We start from the raw sequence: 15,826 nt of genomic DNA on the forward strand, positions 1-15,826 counted from the left end.
CATCTAACACATTACTGATAGCAATTCTCTTGGCGAGAACTTTCTGATAGAAATCTACTCAAGCAAGCTTTTGAGCCCATCGAAGAAGGATTCTGTCTCTTCTTCTGAGGCTTCGGCCCCCATAATGTCATCGTAATCTTCTTCGATGATATCAGCGAACGACATTTCTTTAAGGAACTGGCTTGGTTCGCAGCTTGTTCTATCACCGTATTTCGTGCGCCAGGCACAGTAAGACATGGTGAACTCATCTTGCGCACGCGTGATGCCGACGTAGAGCAAGCGCCTTTCCTCATCAGTAGTCCCCTCTTCGAGGCTTCGCTTATGTGGGAGAATTCCATTCTCCAAGCCGACAAGGTATACGATGGGGAATTCCAGACCCTTAGACGCATGGAGCGTAATCATGCAAACGCCTTTTTGTTTTTCGATGTCATCGTCTTTGTCAGATTGGAGGGCCATCTGGTCGAGAAACTTCTGGAGCGTGCGTTTTTTGGTGGATGCGTGGGCAAGATCCGACTGGAGATCATGAATACCTTCGGCTCGTTGTTGTTTTTCAGCGTCGGTTTTACACCCTCGTTTCATCCACTCTTCGTAGCCAACCTCTTCAATAAACTCTCTGAATAAGCTTCCCATGCATTCTTCACCCGCGCTGAAGCGCTCATGATATTTGAGGATGAGCTCCACAAAGCTGTTCACGCTATTGCGCACTTTTGTACTGAGTTGGTTAAGCACATCCTCCACACCCATAGCTTCCCAGATGCTGCATTCTCTCTCCCTACTTGCCTCCGTAATCAACAAAGCAGACCCTTGACCGATCCCTCGCGGCGGCGCATTGAGGATACGCAGTAATGGAACATCAGAGATAGGACTATTGAGAACCTGTAGGTACGCAATACAGTCCCTTACTTCTTTGCGGTCGAAAAAGCTTTGTGCTCCAACCATTCTGTAGGGGATTTTTAAGTTGCGCATTGCTGCCTCTAGATTGCGACTTTGGCCATTGGTACGAAAAAGGATGGCAAAGTCTTCCCAGGGAACTTTCTCAGTCGCATTGCGCTCGTGCATTTCCTCAGCGATAAATTCGGCTTCCTCCTCGTCACCTGGCATGGTGATGAGACGTAGGGGCTTACCTCCATCTTTGAAGGGTTTAAGCTCCTTTTCGCGTCTGCCGTAGTTATGTTTAATCAGGGAGTTGGCGGTATTTAGCACCGCTGCGGAACTACGGTAATTCACCTCTAGCAAGATGATTTTAGGGTCTGGGAAAAAGCGTTCAAACTGGAGGATGTTTGTCACATCTGCTCCACGCCAGCCATAGATGCTCTGGTCATCATCACCCACAACACACACGTTGTAGGGTGGGCCCACGAGCTGCTGGAGTAGTTGCATCTGCAGTCCGTTGGTGTCTTGGAATTCATCTACCGTAACATAGGTGTACTTCTTGCGAATAGCTTCACGCACGTCCGCGTGTTCGCGCAACAACTTCTCAGCCAGCAAGAGAAGGTCATCAAAATCGACCGCATTCTGAGCACGCAGCTCATTGTTGTATGCTTTCGCGATCTCAGCAATCAAATCATCAGCCTGATCCTCCGCTGGGATACCGGCATTTTTATTATTCGAAATCAGGCTAATCACCTGATTGGCTTCAAGATTGAGATCTTTGCCACCTTTACGAACAATCAATTGCTTGATCATCCCCACCTGATCTTGGCCAGAGTAGATGGTGAAATTTTTCTTATAGCCTAGCTTCTCGATACCCTCTCTCAAGATGCGTACACAGAGTGAGTGGAAAGTACACACAGTCATTGCCTCCCCAGCAGTTTTTGAGACCATCCCACACACGCGTTCTTGCATCTCGACTGCTGACTTATTCGTGAAAGTAACCGCTAAGATATTCTCTGGCTGGATCCCCTTTTGCAGCATGTGGGCAATCCGACAGGTAACCGTACGTGTTTTCCCCGTTCCTGCCCCCGCAAGGATAAGTACTGGGCCGTCAAGTGAGTTGACGGCGTCGCGTTGCGCATCGTTGAGGCTGGAAAATGAGAACCCGGTGGACATGTGCCGAGATGGAAACTCTCGAGCGTCTCTCTGTCAAATATGGAATATCAATCGAGTCGCTTTTGTAGAAAGTGCCCCGACTTGTTGCCTTTGGTGTCAATTTGCTTCAGCCCTGAAATCTTGCTACTGCGGTCATTGATGTAGCCATACTCGCCATTTCTTTGGAGGATGACATGATCGAGTTGCGCTTGAGCATTCTTTTGAAGGATAAGTCCAGATAAACCGTTGTCTACAGCTTGAGAATGGGCCAATAAGACCTTTGCGTGGTCCGCTACGTAGATGCCACCCTCCCTGTTCTTTTTGCTAATCACTCCCTTTGCTGTCAGGGTTGCGCTCGCAGTAATGGCAGCACCGGATTGCCCGTTGAGCTGGCTAGTGATATTCTTGCCTACTAAATGAGCATGATTCCAGAGTGACACACCATGGCCACCATTCTCACGAAATTCGGAGCTTGTGATTTCGGCATGTGCTTGTTCGCCAGCCACTGCGACTCCATCCCATAGGTGGTATTGTGAAAGCGAATTTTCGAGTTTAAGACTACCTTTGACTACGGCGATCCCATGCCCACCACCTCTGCTGATAGTGCAGTTTTTGATGTGAAGCTTTCCGTCTAAGAGTGTGACGAGACCGTGCTGCCCACCATCGCCCTGAAACCCTTGAATTGCCAGATTTTCAATCGTTGTTTCACCATTCGGGTGTGAGATTGTTATCGCTGAGCCACCAGAACAACGTGATTCAATTATTGACTCCAACCTCCCCTTTCCGCGGACAGTGATGGGCTTATTTAATTGGATTTCAACGTAATGCCTGCCGATGCCAAGTTCGATAATGGCACCCGCTTTGGCCTGAAGGATCGCCTCATCGAGGGAAGGAAAATCAGCCGGAACGCGCAATATCTGAGGTCTGGATGCAACAAGCTCTCGCTGGGCAATGAGATCCGGGTGTTTTGGGAATTTTGTTAAGCTGACTTGGATGGCATCAAATAATGCCTTTGAATAGATGCCGGAGTCCATCGCCTTAAACTTTCTCACATCTTGTCTCGCAAGGGTGTCATCTGCCCACTTTTGTTGAAGTTTCGCGTGAAAAGTTTCGTAAGAACTTGGATCAGTAAGCTCCTTAAGCTTTGCGAGAGATTGCTTGGCTTTAGCCAAGTGCCATTGTGCAAGCTCACCCTCGAAAGCTTCTATGATTTGTTGTTTCTCTTTGAGGCGATTTTCAATGGTGACAATGCGTTGCTCGAATGTCACGCGCATAGGATGTTCTGAGTGAAACCACTCGCCCATCTGTGCCAATGCAGCTCTCGCCTGCCGTGTATCTTGCTTTGATAAGTAGTCATCTAGCTTTCGTTTGAGAGCCACCAACTCCTGCTCGCGTTGGTGGATGAGCTGCGCTCTGTCACAAATGAATTTGAGCGCTTGAATTTCAGCACTAAACTCTGCCTGTGAATCAAGAATGCTGGCAGTTTTGATATGCTTTCTAGCTGCTTCAAATTCTCGAGCCTCAATGGTGCTGCGGCCTAGTTCAATTTCCTCCTGAATCTTAAGCCTATGAGCGCGCTCAACCTCCGCCATGCGATCCTTCTGGACTTGCTTTATCTCTATGAGCGAATCCTGACGTAACTTCAGTAGAATTCCGCCGACAATGAGTAAGCCGACCAATAAAAATAAGATCAGCTTGAGCACTCCGAAGCCACGTCGAATGTGGTGGCATATGACAGGTGTTGTCATGTCAGCACAAAGGACTAACAGATATTGTGAAGTTAGTCTATAAAGCTTTGTACTGTAGGCATGCGTCTGCACATCCCAAAAGCCTTAGATGTGACCCTGATTCCAGGAGCTGCCTGTTGTCGCTTCCATTCGTTGAGATCCACTTTTCGCTGCACCCAGCGCACAGTATTTTCATCGTAACCATGCCCATTGATGATGTCATTACACGAGAGTTGATAGTCAACATAGAGCTCTAGGATGAGATCCAGTAGAACATATGGTGGTGCTGTTTCCTTGCCGTATTTATGCGGTTTCTTAGAAAGTTCTTCCTCCCTCTCAACAATCGACCTCTGAATGACTTCATGTCGGACATTTACGTAATTTGCCAACTTGTGGACGATAATCTTAGGGACATCGCTTAGTACAGCGAGCCCATGGGAACTATCACCGCCAAGAAGTTGGTGACCAATCGCTAGGTCAGACTTGTTGGCTGAAGAGAGGATGAGGTAGTTGTTGTTGCGAGCGTACGCCATGAGTAGCATGGCGCGAATTCTTGACGTGATACCTTGGTTGACGAGTGGATGGTCCAAGTTTGGAATAATTTCCCCCATCACAAGATCAGCAGACTGCTTCACCACATCGACGGAGACATTTTTGTGCTCAATCCCAAGCTTCTCAGCAACCTCAATAGCTCTACAAATAGACTCAGAAGATTGTTCCTCATCTGGCATAATTAAGGCTTTGACTTGGTTTGCTCCGAGTGCTCTAACGGCTAGTGCAGCGACAAGTGAAGACTCAATATTACCATTCAATATCAGAGTAACCGTAGCGAATCCCGCCTTACGAGTGTAGTCCTGGATGCCGAGAACAAGCGCGTTGTGCACATCCTCAACGTCGATGCTGCGAATTTTGGGAGCGTCTGATCCTCGTTTGGCGACGTCGACAACCTTGAAACAGGACTTGAAGCCCGGCAGGTTAGAAATTTCATTTCCGTCACTATCTAGGGCTAAAGAATTCCCATCAAAAACGAGCTGTTCATTCATTCCAACAGCATTGCAACATACCAAAGGTGCATTGGCGCCACAAGCAACCACCTCAAGGAGGCTAGCGCGATGTTTAGGCATTCCCTTGTGGAATGGAGAAGCACTGATATTAAGAATGAGCTCCACACCATCCTCTTTAAGCTCCGCGATAGGATCACGCTGGTAGATGGGGCGGCGAATGTAGTCTTCAAGCCAGATGTCCTCCCCAATGGTAATACCTATCTTTTTACCATTATACGAAAAGGTGCTGCATTTGGCGGATGGCTCAAAATACTTGTGTTCATCGAACATGTCGTACGATGGCAACAAGGTCTTCCAGATTTTCTTTTTAATACGGCCCTTGTGTAGAAAAGCTGCAGCATTTCTCCACGGCTTTCCAGGGTGAATGAAATCGTGGTAGTCAATATATCCGACAATCAATGGAACATCCCCAGTTTCATCAGCGATGTAATCGAGTGCTTGAAGGCACTTCTCAACAAAGCGATCTTTGGTCACGAGGTCCCGTGGTGGGTAGCCAACCAGAGACAATTCTGGTGTCACTACAATTTCAGCCCCTGCATCGATGCAGGCACGATAGGCCTGCATGATACGCTTCGCGTTTCGGGGGAAATCGCCGACGTTAGAATTTATCTGTGCTATACCGATTTTCATGTGGAGAGGTTTTTAGCGTAATCTTATTAGTCTGATTACCAAAGTCCGAATTTTTCGAACTGCAGAGCGTAGATGCCCATAAGGAGGTTGGCGACACCGTGCATAATCACACAAGCGCCCAAGCTCTTGGTCTTAATGGCTAGATAGTACATCATGGATCCAAAAATGAAGGCACCCAGATAGTCGACGGGCGCATGGATTAACATGAAGGCCCCAGTGGTTACCGCATAGGTGAGCCAGCTAGGCTTACCGAAAGGGATCTTCCAATAGTCGCCGTCACGATCCAACAAAAAGCGCATAAGGAAACCACGCCAAAAAATTTCTTCGACCAATGAGACAATGACGACCGCCCGTAGGAAGCGAAAGAGAGTAGACAGCCAATAACCCGATAGACCAAATTCCTCATTGAGCACACTGGGGTCAAAGCCATCATCGCGCGGAGCTAAACCAAACTTACTCCATATACCGACTGTCTCTTCGGTAAATTGGTAGTGATCGTAAAGCCATGAAGGGAGAATCCAAAAGCCAATGCCAGCCACACCAAAAAGGACGGCAAGCCCGCTCCCCTTCCAAGGTCTAAATGTGTAATGTTTCCAAAAGAAGGCGAGGACAACGGCTATGATCAGAGTCTGGATCGGATACATCCATTGCTCAGGCCATTCACGCCACCAAGGTGCATCCGGATGATCCCAAGCCAGCCCGGCCTCGCCGGCAATCTGCATCAAAAAACTCAGCACCATGAAGGCCGCTAAAGGGACAACATGGGCGTAGCTTTTGTTTTCTCGGATTTCTTTGAGATTCATACAGGTTGCTAGAGGCTCCTAACAAATCCTTCCATCCGGTCCATGGCAATAACTATTTCCTCCATTGAAGTGGCATAACAACAACGCAGGAATCCCTCACCGCATCCACCAAATGCATCACCTGGTACAGCAGCTACATTAGTAGCATCCAGTAATTGCATGGCAAATTCCTTACTTGATAAGCCAAGGTGTCCGACTTCAGGGAAGACGTAGAATGCCCCCCCTGGCGTATGACAAGGTAATCCCATTTCATTGAGTCGCTTGACCATGTAATCCCTACGTTGGTGATAGCTCGCTTTCATTTTCTCAACAGCTTCGGTTCCATTCTGAAGCGCTTCAATTGCAGCTGATTGACTTGTAATGGGAGCACACAACATCGAGTACTGGTGAATCTTCATCATTGCCTCGATGATCGGCTGTGGCGCGCAAGCATACCCAAGTCGGAAACCAGTCATCGCGAAAGCCTTGGAAAATCCATGCAGCAAGATGGTGCGCTCTTTCATCCCAGGAAGACTCGCTATCGAAACGTGGTTTGGGTCGTCGTAACGAAGTTCGCTGTATATCTCATCGCTGATGACAATGAAGTCGTGATCGATACAAAGTTGCGCGATCTCCTCTAAGTCTTCGCGCTCTATAGTTGCACCTGTCGGGTTGGTCGGGAAGTTAAGCATCAGAACGCGACTGCGCTCATTGATCGCATCACGAAGCTTGTCTGCTTTGAGCGAAAATCCGTCATCTTTAAATGTCGCAACGGGTACAGCTTTGCCGTACGCCATAGCAATACTTGGACTATATGATACATAACAAGGCTCGTGATAGATCACCTCGTCGCCGGGGTTTAACAATGCACGCAATGCTAGATCGATAGCTTCACTCACGCCCACTGTCACCAGAACTTCAGACTCAGCTTTATAATGTACTGAGAAAAAGTCGCTCACATACTCAGAAATGAGCTTTCTTAGTTGAAGAAGCCCTAAGTTAGAAGTGTAGCTGGTATGCCCTTTTTCTAGGGAATAAATGGCAGCTTCACGGATGTTCCATGGTGTTCGGAAATCCGGCTCCCCCACTCCGAGCGAAATGACATCATCTCGCCCCTGTACAAGCTCGAAGAAATCTCGAATTCCTGAGCGAGGTACTGCAGCGACCTGCTTGGCTATTTTACTGGTGTAATCCATGGTGCTGCTTATGGGGAAACGACAAGCCTACCCTCTGGCTCCTCTTGTTCAAAAATAAAGCCATGTTCTTTGTAGGCTTTGAGTCGGAAGTGGGTTGCTGTGGAGAGCACCCCGTCGATAGTGCTTAACTTTTCACTTACGAAACGAGCCACTTCTCTTAAGCTTGGCCCTTCGACAATTACCATTAAGTCGTAGCCACCACTAGCGAGGTAACATGCCTCAACTTGGTCGAAGCGTGCAATACGCATAGCGAGCCTATCAAATCCACCTCCACGCTCTGGAGTTAGCTTTACTTCGATAAATGCAGCCACGTTGCTATCGCCAGCTTGTTCACGGTTGATCACGGCGTGATAACCTAAAATAGTACCATCATCTTCCCATGCTGCCACACGCGCTGCTACTTCCTGTTCATCAAGCTTGAGGAGTTCTGCTATCTCTTTGTGCGAGTACCGCGCCTTTTGGCTCAGCAATTGAAGTAATGGATCTACTGACATGGTGAGACCGAATTAGCGAATCAGACAGACTTTGCCAACAATTGATCGAAAAAATTACACCACCAGTGTAAGGTATCATTGCGATTTGGCATATGTGATTATAGAAATGTTAAGCCCGGGTGAGGCTCGCACTCAACCACTTGGGCTCCAATCCCACAGAAATTATGAAAAAACCGTCTAAAAAGACACTCAAGAGCTTCTTAGCTTACGCGACGACTCTCGGGTTTGCTCAGGCCAATCCAAGTGATTTGGAATTTACGAAGTTTGCGGATAGCTCACTCACTCCATCCCCAGCATGTTTGGCTGCGCACGCCAATGGTGATGTCTATGTGGGAATCGATTTGCTTGGTTCTCTGGGTAAAGGCCCAGGCAAAGGTAGCATCGTTAAGCTTCAAGACACCAATAATGATGGCAAAGCTGACAAGCACACGGTCTTTGCTGAGCTAGGTCACCCTCGTGGTATAGTAGCGATGGGCGACAAAGTCTACGTGTTACACGCTGACTACGCTGATCAAAAAGAGATGCAAGGGATGTACCTTTCAGTGCTTGAGGATAAAGATCAAGATGGAGTCGCGGACGGCCCAGCAAAGCACCTCATCAAAGACGTCTCCACGATTAAATTTAATAGATCGCGCGGTGCCGACCACACCACGAATGGCATCCGCATGGGGATTGACGGTTGGATCTATATCGCTGTTGGCGATTTCGGATTTGTGGACGCTGAGGGCACTGACGGCACCAAAATGACAATGCTTGGTGGAGGTATCTTACGCGTGCGTCCAGATGGCGGTGAAATGGAACTTTATACCTACGGGTTGCGCAACATCTACGATGTAGCCATTGATCCATTCATGAACGTTTACACTCGTGGTAACACCAACGATGGTGTGGGTTGGTGGATCCGTTTCATCGACCAAATTCAAACTGGTGACTACGGCTATCCTAGTCTCTATATGTACTTCACCGATGAAATCATCCCAGCACTCTGTGACTTGGGATCTGGTTCTGGCACTGGAGCCCTTTTCATGGACGAACCAACCTGGCCTGCCAAGTACAACAAACAACCAATGATGGCTGACTGGGGGCGTAATCACGTCTACATCCACCGCCTCACCAAAGATGGCCCAACCTTCACTCAAGATGTTGAGGACTTTGTTGGACTCTCCCAACCCACTGATCTCGATGTAGATGGATCTGGCCGCATGTATATCGCAGCTTGGCAAGGAGCCGGGTATAAAGGTAACCCTAATAAAGGGTTTGTAGAGCGCGTGACTCCTAAAGGTCTCAACTACAAGCCATTCCCAGAACTTTCAAAACTCAAAGGTGAAGCCTTAGTTAAAGGGTTAAAATCCCCTTCAGCCACTGCGCGCCTTGCGACTCAACAAGAGATCCTGAATCGCGGCTCAAAGGTAGCGCCTAACAGCGTGTTAGCGATTGCCCAGGACGCATCACTTTCATTGGAGTGTCGCACAGCCGCTATTTTCACCTACGCCCAAATGACGGGGAAAGATGGCATCAAGGCACTCATGGCTCTCGCTGAAGATGCATCCGTGAGAGAATTTGCCCTACGTGCAGCAACTGACAGAAAGGAAGTCGCTAAGCACGTGCCAGTTGAGCCCTACTTGAAAGCTCTTAAAGATACCGAGCCTCGCGTGCAAGTTGCCGCTCTCGTTGGCTTGGGGCGTATTGGTAAACAGGAAGTGGCAAGCGAAGTTGTAAAGCTAGCTATCACCGAGCCACGTAAATTCGTTGTCCCATCAGTGACAAAGCCACTTTTTGAGTCATCGTCTATCAAGGTGGATCAGACTGAGCAAGTGAGCGTCAAGTTAGATGGTGAAAGTAACCGCCTATTCCTCATTGGAGATGAAGACGGTGATAACGGTGGTGACCACATTGTCTGGTTTGAGCCAAAAATCACCAACGCCGACGGCAAGGTGCTTGAGCTTAAAAAGTGGAAAAAAGCGAAGCAAGGATGGGGCAAAACTGCCCTGAATAAATCCGCCAGCAACAAGCCACTGAAGCAATACGGCGGCAAATCTTTCGCATATGGCATTGGTTCACACACTAACTCATCCATCGAATTTAATGTCCCGAAGAAATTTATGCATGGGACATTCAGTGCCACCATTGGCTTTGCAAACACATCTAACGCTAACGCAAAAGCGAAGTTCATCGTGAGCCACAGCGCTCCTGGTGGCTCCAGCCGTGAGAAAGGACCACACGCCACTCCGAATTCTAAGATCGTCATTCCACATATCGCGGTGCAGACATTGCGCGAGCTTGGTGGCGTCGACGCATCATTGGCCGCTATTGACTCTCCTGCTCAGGATGGTGCTATCTGGGCACTACGCCGCATGCACGACAGCAAGGGTGTCGACGGTCTGATTGCTAAGCTCAATAGCAGCAGTGACCAAACTCTCAAAGTGAAGTTGATGGATGCGCTTGCTCGCCTCTACAGCAAGGAGGCACCTTATGATGGTTCATGGTGGTGGAGCACCAAACCTGACCCGCATGGTCCATACTACAAAACTACTACTTGGTCAGAATCTGATAAGATTGCCTCAGCCTACCTTGCTGAGATGGCGAAGGCTGATGCCGCGCACAAGGCGCTCTACACCGTGATTGCTAAGAATAACAAGGCATTCATCCCAGGTATCAATGATGTAGTCGTCGACAAGGGGCCAAAACTTCCCAAGGTCGGTGAAACCTCCATCGAAGATGTTATGTTAGCATTTGAGAAGTATAAGCCTAACAAGGCGAATGGTAAAAAAGTTCTCAAGACTCAGGCATGTATCGGTTGTCACAGTATTGAAGCGGCAGACCCTAAAAAAGGTCCTGACATGAACAAGATTGGCTCGATTCTCGATCGTGAAGCAATCGCTGAAGCCATCCTTAAACCAGATGCGACGATTGCGGAGAACTGGGTCGATGCGACAATGAAGGATGGCACGATTCATAATGGCACTCTCGTTAAAAAAGATGACGCCATCGTGATTGTGCGCAACATTGCAGGGATTGAAACAAAGCTGAAGGCTTCAGATGTAAGCTCAGTCAAGAAAGCTGGCTCAACAATCATGGGGCCACACCTGCTCGATGACCTCACACTTCAAGAGTTTGTTGATGTGATCAGCTACCTTGCAGATAAAAAATAATCTGACTTCACCCACTAGAAAACACAAAGCTCTCATTGCCGCAGCAGTGAGAGCTTTTCTTTTTTAACTTAGATTGAAATGCAAAATCATAATGCATCACTCACCATGGTGGCGAAAGCATTGTCTCAGTATCCAAAGCTTACACAACAGCTGTGTAAATGGAGGCGATCCCCCCACTCAATGGCGTGCATTGCACATCACTATACCCCTGCTGGCTAATGAGTTTGATCATAGCATCCCCGCTTGGAAAATCACCAATAGAGCCCGCAAGGTAACTGTATGCTCCCTCCTCACCTGTTAGCAGGCCAGCTATTTTGGGGAGAACCTTGTTCAAATAAAAACCATAGGGCTTCTTTAAAATCCCCTCAGGCGTAGAGAAATCGAGAATCAAAAGGTGGCCACCTGGGCGGATCACACGGCGCATCTCAGTCAATGCAGCTGGATAATCAGCCATGTTGCGCAAGCCAAAAGCCACAGTGAGCACATCAGCGGCATCATCTTGGAATGGCATATTCATCGCATCGACCACAAGCGTCTGCTTGACCCCACGTTCTGTCGCATGCGCCAGCATTTCAGGACAAAAATCAGAGGCTATCAAATTCGCATTTGGACAGACGCGTTGTAATTCAAGCGCCAAATCCCCAGTGCCAGTCGCAACGTCCAAAATCTCATCAGGAGACCAAGCGCGTACCATGCGTCCAACTTTTTTGCGCCATAAGATATCGGTTCCTAGACTGAGCACATGGTTGGTCAGGACGTACCTGTCTGCTATCTTGCTGAAGGCATTTTTGACGTAGGTGGGATCTTGCATTGTTAGTGTGACGCTGAAGTTTGCTTTGCTCTAGTCGGGCAGGATGTCTCGATAGATTCCAGGAGTGCTGTTGGGAATTTCCACGGCACCGACCGCTTTCTTATAAAACTCAATAGGCCCAACACCCCCAATAATACCATACACATAGCCAGATTCCTTGAGTGCTTCCATGGTGCGGAGTAGGAGTGCTTTTCCAATCCCCGTGCCGCGTGCAGCATCAGATACGCCAGTGGGTCCATAGAATCCCTTTGCTGTCGTCTCAATGCACGCAAATCCTAAAATCTCTTTGTTTCTGGTGGCTATGTAACACGTGATAGGCTGCCGGCTGAAAGCCACCTTCACTTCGCTTACCCACTTTGGAGAAAAATGCTCCCCTACCCAATCCGCAACAATGTGCCTTTCATAGGCATTGGCTCTACGAAGAATGATGCCTTGATCATGAAGCTTTTGATATAATTCTGACGAGTCGGGTAACTCGTAGAGGTTTACAAGCATGTCAATCATGACGGTAAGTTAGATTGCTGAAAATTGCTTACAAACCTAAAAGCTCAAGAAATGGCCAAGCTTCAATTTCTTCCTGACCTCGGATCACGTCGGTAAGAACCTCCACTCCGCACATTTCTTCCGCAATCCCTTTGTTGGTGATCGTTGCGGTATCCAGCTCATCCACAAGGTTATTGAAAACCAAGCCAGCAGGCTCGATATCACGCGCTCTCAAAGCTTCGACAGTGAGTAAGGTGTGGTTGAGTGCCCCGAGCTTATTACCCACTACAATAATCACTGGTGAACCAACCTCCTTAGCGAAGTCGGCAATAGTGTTTTCTCTGCCAGCTATGGGCACGAGAGCACCACCTGCACCTTCGGTAATCACCACCTGATGCTTTGAGCTTAGATTTTCGTGTTGCTTGAGCAAAGCGTTCGTGTCAATCGGGGTGTTCTCAAACATCGACGCAACATGGGGGGCTGCCGGCGTCTTTAGCCATACCGGATTTGCCTCGTCCACCGTGAGGGTGTCTCCTGAAGCGTCAACCAGCTCCAGCGCATCATTTCGGTCACCGCAGCATATCGGCTTATACCCGACTACATCATACCCCTCAGCGCGTAATGACCTAATAATGAGTGAGGTGACGTACGTTTTGCCGCAGTCCGTATCGGTGCCAGTAATGAAAAGTCCTTTGCCCATGTGCTTAGCTGTTTGCGCTATACCGTTCCTACTGCAGCAAGATTGAGGAACATGCAAGTACAGGCATCTAGAAACTTACAGCTATTACTCCGCAGGAAGTTGCTCACTTGACTCTTTCGAGAAGCTAATCCCTTCAATCTCCCCACTAATCAGAAACCATATCACGATCGCTAGGATCAAGGCTGTTATCTTCGCTATCCAGTGTTTTCTTAGCATTTTCTTCTTCTTTCTTTTCTTCAGGCAGGAAGATATCTTCTAGCATCTCCTTGAACTCAGACTCGGACAGATTGCGCCTCAACTCACCATTGATAGCAATCGAGATATGCCCCGTCTCTTCACTCACCACGATAGCGACAGCATCTGTCTCCTCGGTGAGGCCAATGGCAGCTCGGTGACGCAGGCCGAGCGTTCGATCACTCATCTCTCGCTGACTTACGGGAAATACGCAGCCAGCAGCGGCAACTCTCCCCTGTGAGAGGATCATGCCTCCGTCGTGAAGAGCAGCTTTTGGGTAAAAGATGCTTTGTGCAAGCTCAGGGGAAAATTCAGCATCAAGGTTGACCCCAGTGTCTTGGTGCTCACGTAAGTTGATCTCGCGCTCCAATGCGAAAAGCGCCCCGATCCGATGTTTTGAAAGTTGAATTGCTGCATCTGCTAGGATGCTGGTGAACTCCAAGCGTTGGTTTTTAGAAAAGGAAAACAACTTGCTGCTGCCCAATTTTGCAAGGGCGCTACGCAACTCAGGCTGGAAGATGATGACGAGCGCAAACGCTCCATAGATGACTGATCTCGTCAGAATCCAGGCAATGACCTTAAGTTGGAATATGAATGCTAAGGAGGTCGCGATTGCCAAAATCATGACGATCCCCACAAGAATGCTAGCCCCCCTCGTTGCTCTAAATGCTCTGTAGAGCTGATAGATACCTATCCAGAGAATAAGAATCTCTACGCCGTCTCGCCAATGTTCTAGCAGGAATTGCATCTTTAGTATCATTATCTAGATCCCAACACCTTGTGAAGTATTAATATGCTCTTGGTGCTCTGCTGGTGGAATTCTACTTCATGGAGAATGAAAAAAGCGCCAGCGTGGTCGTGGGGGCTGCTGGCGCTTTTGGGAAAATAGATTCAGAGTATTTTACTCAGACGCTGGCTTTTCTTCAGCCGGCTTAGCTTCTTCTTTAGGAGCATCTTTATTGAGATCCTTGAGGAGAATTTCTGTCACATCATACTTGTCCTTCATGAAGGCAAATACGGGTGTGCGGGTGGCACTGCGTGATGATTGGTCGACAACCATGTCGAGGTCCTGCTCCCGAGCATAGTCAGCGATCTTGCCTTGAATCTTTTCAAGGATGACGCGTTGTTCTTCTGCAGTTTGCTCCCCAAGAGCCTTGCTCTGACGCTGAAGCCACTGGCGACGCTCGTTGTCTGCAGCATTACCCTCGCTAACCTTGAGCTTAATCTGACGCTCGATCTCGAGACGCTTTTTGTCGCTGATGGTTGCATCACTGCGTTGCTTGCTCAATTTTTCAATTTCAGCTTGGAGTCCACGGATGTGCTCAAGTCGGCTTGCGTTATCTTTCTGGATGCGCTCTTGATCGACCTTTACTTGCGCTTGAACCTTCTTTGTCATGTGAAACTCATTGAAAAGCTTCTCCATGTTGACGGAGGCAATTTTCAATTCTTCAGCAACAGCAGAAGTGAGGCTCATTGCCGCTGTTGCGACAACTAGGAAGGATTTTACAATGTTTTTCATGGATATTAGAATCTTTGCGATGAAATTAGATCGGCATCAATGTGCATACTCACAGGCTCGACGTCAACGCCCATTCCGCAATCTTTTTGCTTTATTCTTAGCCCACCAGCAGCCACCTTGCCGCCGTATTTCGCTATGGAAATTGTAAAGACTATCCCAGAGCTACTTCTTGCTAAGAAGAAATTCGCTACTCCTCCAGTGCTTGTACCTACAATGGGAGCTCTCCATGATGGGCATTTTGCTCTCATCCATAAAGCCCGTGATATTGCTGGACCTAATGGAGTTGTGGTCGTCTCACTCTTCGTGAACCCTATCCAATTTAATAATGCGAGCGACTTAGAAAACTACCCGAGCACCCTAGAGGCTGACCTAGCCGCATGTGAGCGACTGGGTGTAGATCTTGTGTTCACTCCAGAGACGGCGAGCCTCTATGCCGAGAATCGTTCCGTTCTTATTAGTGAGTCCTCACTCTCGTCAAAACTTTGTGGCGCCACACGCCCCGGCCATTTTGATGGGGTCTGCACCGTGGTCGCGAAATTATTCAACCTCTTTACCCCCATTGATGCAGTATTTGGCAAAAAGGATTACCAACAGCTCGCTATCATCAGCCGCCTCGTGCGAGATCTCAATTTTCCCATTATCATTCATGGAGTCGACACCGTCCGAGAAGCTGATGGCCTAGCGCTATCCTCGCGTAATGTTCGCCTCACCCCTGAGCACCGTAAACAAGCACCCGGTATCTATGCAGCTCTGAAGTGCGCGGCCGACCGTGTCACTCAAGGTGCTGTTGAGCCAAGCGTTCTATTAAAATTAATTCAAAAGCAATTAAGTGAAAGCGCGCCAGATGCGCGCCTTGACTACCTGGAGTGCGTGGACGCTGCCACCCTTCAATCTATCAATCAGATCGACAGAAAGTGCGTCATCGCTATTGCTGCATTCTTTGGCAATGTTAGACTCATTGATAATATTGAGCTTACGTCACAATTTTAGCATTCATCCTTAGACC

At 48.3% G+C, this 15,826-nt stretch carries 13 protein-coding genes; 2 read left to right on the forward strand and 11 right to left on the reverse strand.

Annotation, left to right across the window (positions count from 1 at the left end):
- Nucleotides 1-54 precede the first annotated feature (54 nt).
- Genes ACFSW8_RS04910 through ACFSW8_RS04935 form a run of 6 tightly spaced genes read right to left on the reverse strand, consistent with a single transcriptional unit; the run spans nt 55 to nt 7,921 of the window.
- Nucleotides 55-2,049, reverse strand: coding sequence for an ATP-dependent helicase (locus ACFSW8_RS04910; protein ID WP_377090393.1), 1,995 nt, complete (start codon nt 2,047-2,049; stop codon nt 55-57).
- Nucleotides 2,050-2,096: 47 nt separating this feature from the next.
- Nucleotides 2,097-3,776 (reverse strand): right-handed parallel beta-helix repeat-containing protein, encoded by a 1,680-nt coding sequence (locus ACFSW8_RS04915; RefSeq protein WP_377090394.1) that lies wholly within the window; start codon nt 3,774-3,776, stop codon nt 2,097-2,099.
- Nucleotides 3,777-3,808: 32 nt separating this feature from the next.
- Nucleotides 3,809-5,449 carry an NAD(+) synthase gene (gene nadE, locus ACFSW8_RS04920; protein ID WP_377090395.1) on the reverse strand — a complete coding sequence of 547 codons (1,641 nt, stop codon included), beginning with the start codon at nt 5,447-5,449 and terminating at the stop codon, nt 3,809-3,811.
- Between the two features lie 35 nt (nt 5,450-5,484).
- Nucleotides 5,485-6,252, reverse strand: a complete 768-nt coding sequence (locus ACFSW8_RS04925) for a CAAX prenyl protease-related protein (protein ID WP_377177590.1) — start codon at nt 6,250-6,252, stop codon at nt 5,485-5,487.
- 8 nt (nt 6,253-6,260) lie between these two features.
- Entirely contained in the window at nt 6,261-7,427 is a 1,167-nt protein-coding gene (locus ACFSW8_RS04930; RefSeq protein WP_377090398.1) for an aminotransferase class I/II-fold pyridoxal phosphate-dependent enzyme, read from the reverse strand.
- 8 nt (nt 7,428-7,435) lie between these two features.
- A complete protein-coding gene (locus ACFSW8_RS04935; protein ID WP_377090399.1) occupies nt 7,436-7,921 on the reverse strand; it encodes an Lrp/AsnC family transcriptional regulator in 486 nt (161 codons plus the stop codon).
- 164 nt (nt 7,922-8,085) lie between these two features.
- Here ACFSW8_RS04935 and ACFSW8_RS04940 point away from each other — a divergent pair, with 164 nt between their 5' ends.
- Nucleotides 8,086-11,073, forward strand: coding sequence for a DUF7133 domain-containing protein (locus tag ACFSW8_RS04940; RefSeq protein ID WP_377090402.1), 2,988 nt, complete (start codon nt 8,086-8,088; stop codon nt 11,071-11,073).
- Between the two features lie 139 nt (nt 11,074-11,212).
- Here ACFSW8_RS04940 and ACFSW8_RS04945 read toward each other — a convergent pair whose 3' ends face one another.
- From ACFSW8_RS04945 to ACFSW8_RS04965, 5 genes are all read right to left on the reverse strand, one after another.
- Nucleotides 11,213-11,884, reverse strand: coding sequence for a ubiquinone/menaquinone biosynthesis methyltransferase (locus ACFSW8_RS04945; RefSeq protein WP_377090404.1), 672 nt, complete (start codon nt 11,882-11,884; stop codon nt 11,213-11,215).
- Nucleotides 11,885-11,914: 30 nt separating this feature from the next.
- On the reverse strand, nt 11,915-12,388 hold the full coding sequence (locus tag ACFSW8_RS04950; RefSeq protein WP_377090405.1) for a GNAT family N-acetyltransferase: 474 nt from the start codon (nt 12,386-12,388) through the stop codon (nt 11,915-11,917).
- A gap of 28 nt (nt 12,389-12,416) precedes the next feature.
- Nucleotides 12,417-13,067 (reverse strand): dethiobiotin synthase, encoded by a 651-nt coding sequence (gene bioD, locus ACFSW8_RS04955; RefSeq protein WP_377090406.1) that lies wholly within the window; start codon nt 13,065-13,067, stop codon nt 12,417-12,419.
- A 145-nt stretch (nt 13,068-13,212) separates the two neighbouring features.
- Nucleotides 13,213-14,061, reverse strand: coding sequence for a diadenylate cyclase CdaA (gene cdaA, locus ACFSW8_RS04960; RefSeq protein WP_377177592.1), 849 nt, complete (start codon nt 14,059-14,061; stop codon nt 13,213-13,215).
- Nucleotides 14,062-14,202: 141 nt separating this feature from the next.
- Entirely contained in the window at nt 14,203-14,820 is a 618-nt protein-coding gene (locus tag ACFSW8_RS04965; RefSeq protein ID WP_377090409.1) for an OmpH/Skp family outer membrane protein, read from the reverse strand.
- 135 nt (nt 14,821-14,955) lie between these two features.
- Between ACFSW8_RS04965 and panC the strand changes: the two genes are divergently transcribed.
- Complete coding sequence (gene panC, locus ACFSW8_RS04970) at nt 14,956-15,810, forward strand: pantoate--beta-alanine ligase (protein ID WP_377177594.1); 855 nt, start codon at nt 14,956-14,958, stop codon at nt 15,808-15,810.
- Nucleotides 15,811-15,826: the final 16 nt, after the last annotated feature.

Origin of the sequence: Rubritalea tangerina, assembly GCF_042683245.1 — a bacterium.
Classification (GTDB): domain Bacteria; phylum Verrucomicrobiota; class Verrucomicrobiia; order Verrucomicrobiales; family Akkermansiaceae; genus Rubritalea; species Rubritalea tangerina.

Bases quoted from the DNA above. Each gene is read 5' to 3' on its own strand.
- ACFSW8_RS04910 (WP_377090393.1), bottom strand. From the start codon at position 2,049: ATGTCCACCGGGTTCTCATTTTCCAGCCTCAACGATGCGCAACGCGAC.
- ACFSW8_RS04915 (WP_377090394.1), bottom strand. From the start codon at position 3,776: ATGACAACACCTGTCATATGCCACCACATTCGACGTGGCTTCGGAGTG.
- nadE (WP_377090395.1), bottom strand. From the start codon at position 5,449: ATGAAAATCGGTATAGCACAGATAAATTCTAACGTCGGCGATTTCCCC.
- ACFSW8_RS04925 (WP_377177590.1), bottom strand. From the start codon at position 6,252: ATGAATCTCAAAGAAATCCGAGAAAACAAAAGCTACGCCCATGTTGTC.
- ACFSW8_RS04930 (WP_377090398.1), bottom strand. From the start codon at position 7,427: ATGGATTACACCAGTAAAATAGCCAAGCAGGTCGCTGCAGTACCTCGC.
- ACFSW8_RS04935 (WP_377090399.1), bottom strand. From the start codon at position 7,921: ATGTCAGTAGATCCATTACTTCAATTGCTGAGCCAAAAGGCGCGGTAC.
- ACFSW8_RS04940 (WP_377090402.1), top strand. From the start codon at position 8,086: ATGAAAAAACCGTCTAAAAAGACACTCAAGAGCTTCTTAGCTTACGCG.
- ACFSW8_RS04945 (WP_377090404.1), bottom strand. From the start codon at position 11,884: ATGCAAGATCCCACCTACGTCAAAAATGCCTTCAGCAAGATAGCAGAC.
- ACFSW8_RS04950 (WP_377090405.1), bottom strand. From the start codon at position 12,388: ATGATTGACATGCTTGTAAACCTCTACGAGTTACCCGACTCGTCAGAA.
- bioD (WP_377090406.1), bottom strand. From the start codon at position 13,067: ATGGGCAAAGGACTTTTCATTACTGGCACCGATACGGACTGCGGCAAA.
- cdaA (WP_377177592.1), bottom strand. From the start codon at position 14,061: ATGATACTAAAGATGCAATTCCTGCTAGAACATTGGCGAGACGGCGTA.
- ACFSW8_RS04965 (WP_377090409.1), bottom strand. From the start codon at position 14,820: ATGAAAAACATTGTAAAATCCTTCCTAGTTGTCGCAACAGCGGCAATG.
- panC (WP_377177594.1), top strand. From the start codon at position 14,956: ATGGAAATTGTAAAGACTATCCCAGAGCTACTTCTTGCTAAGAAGAAA.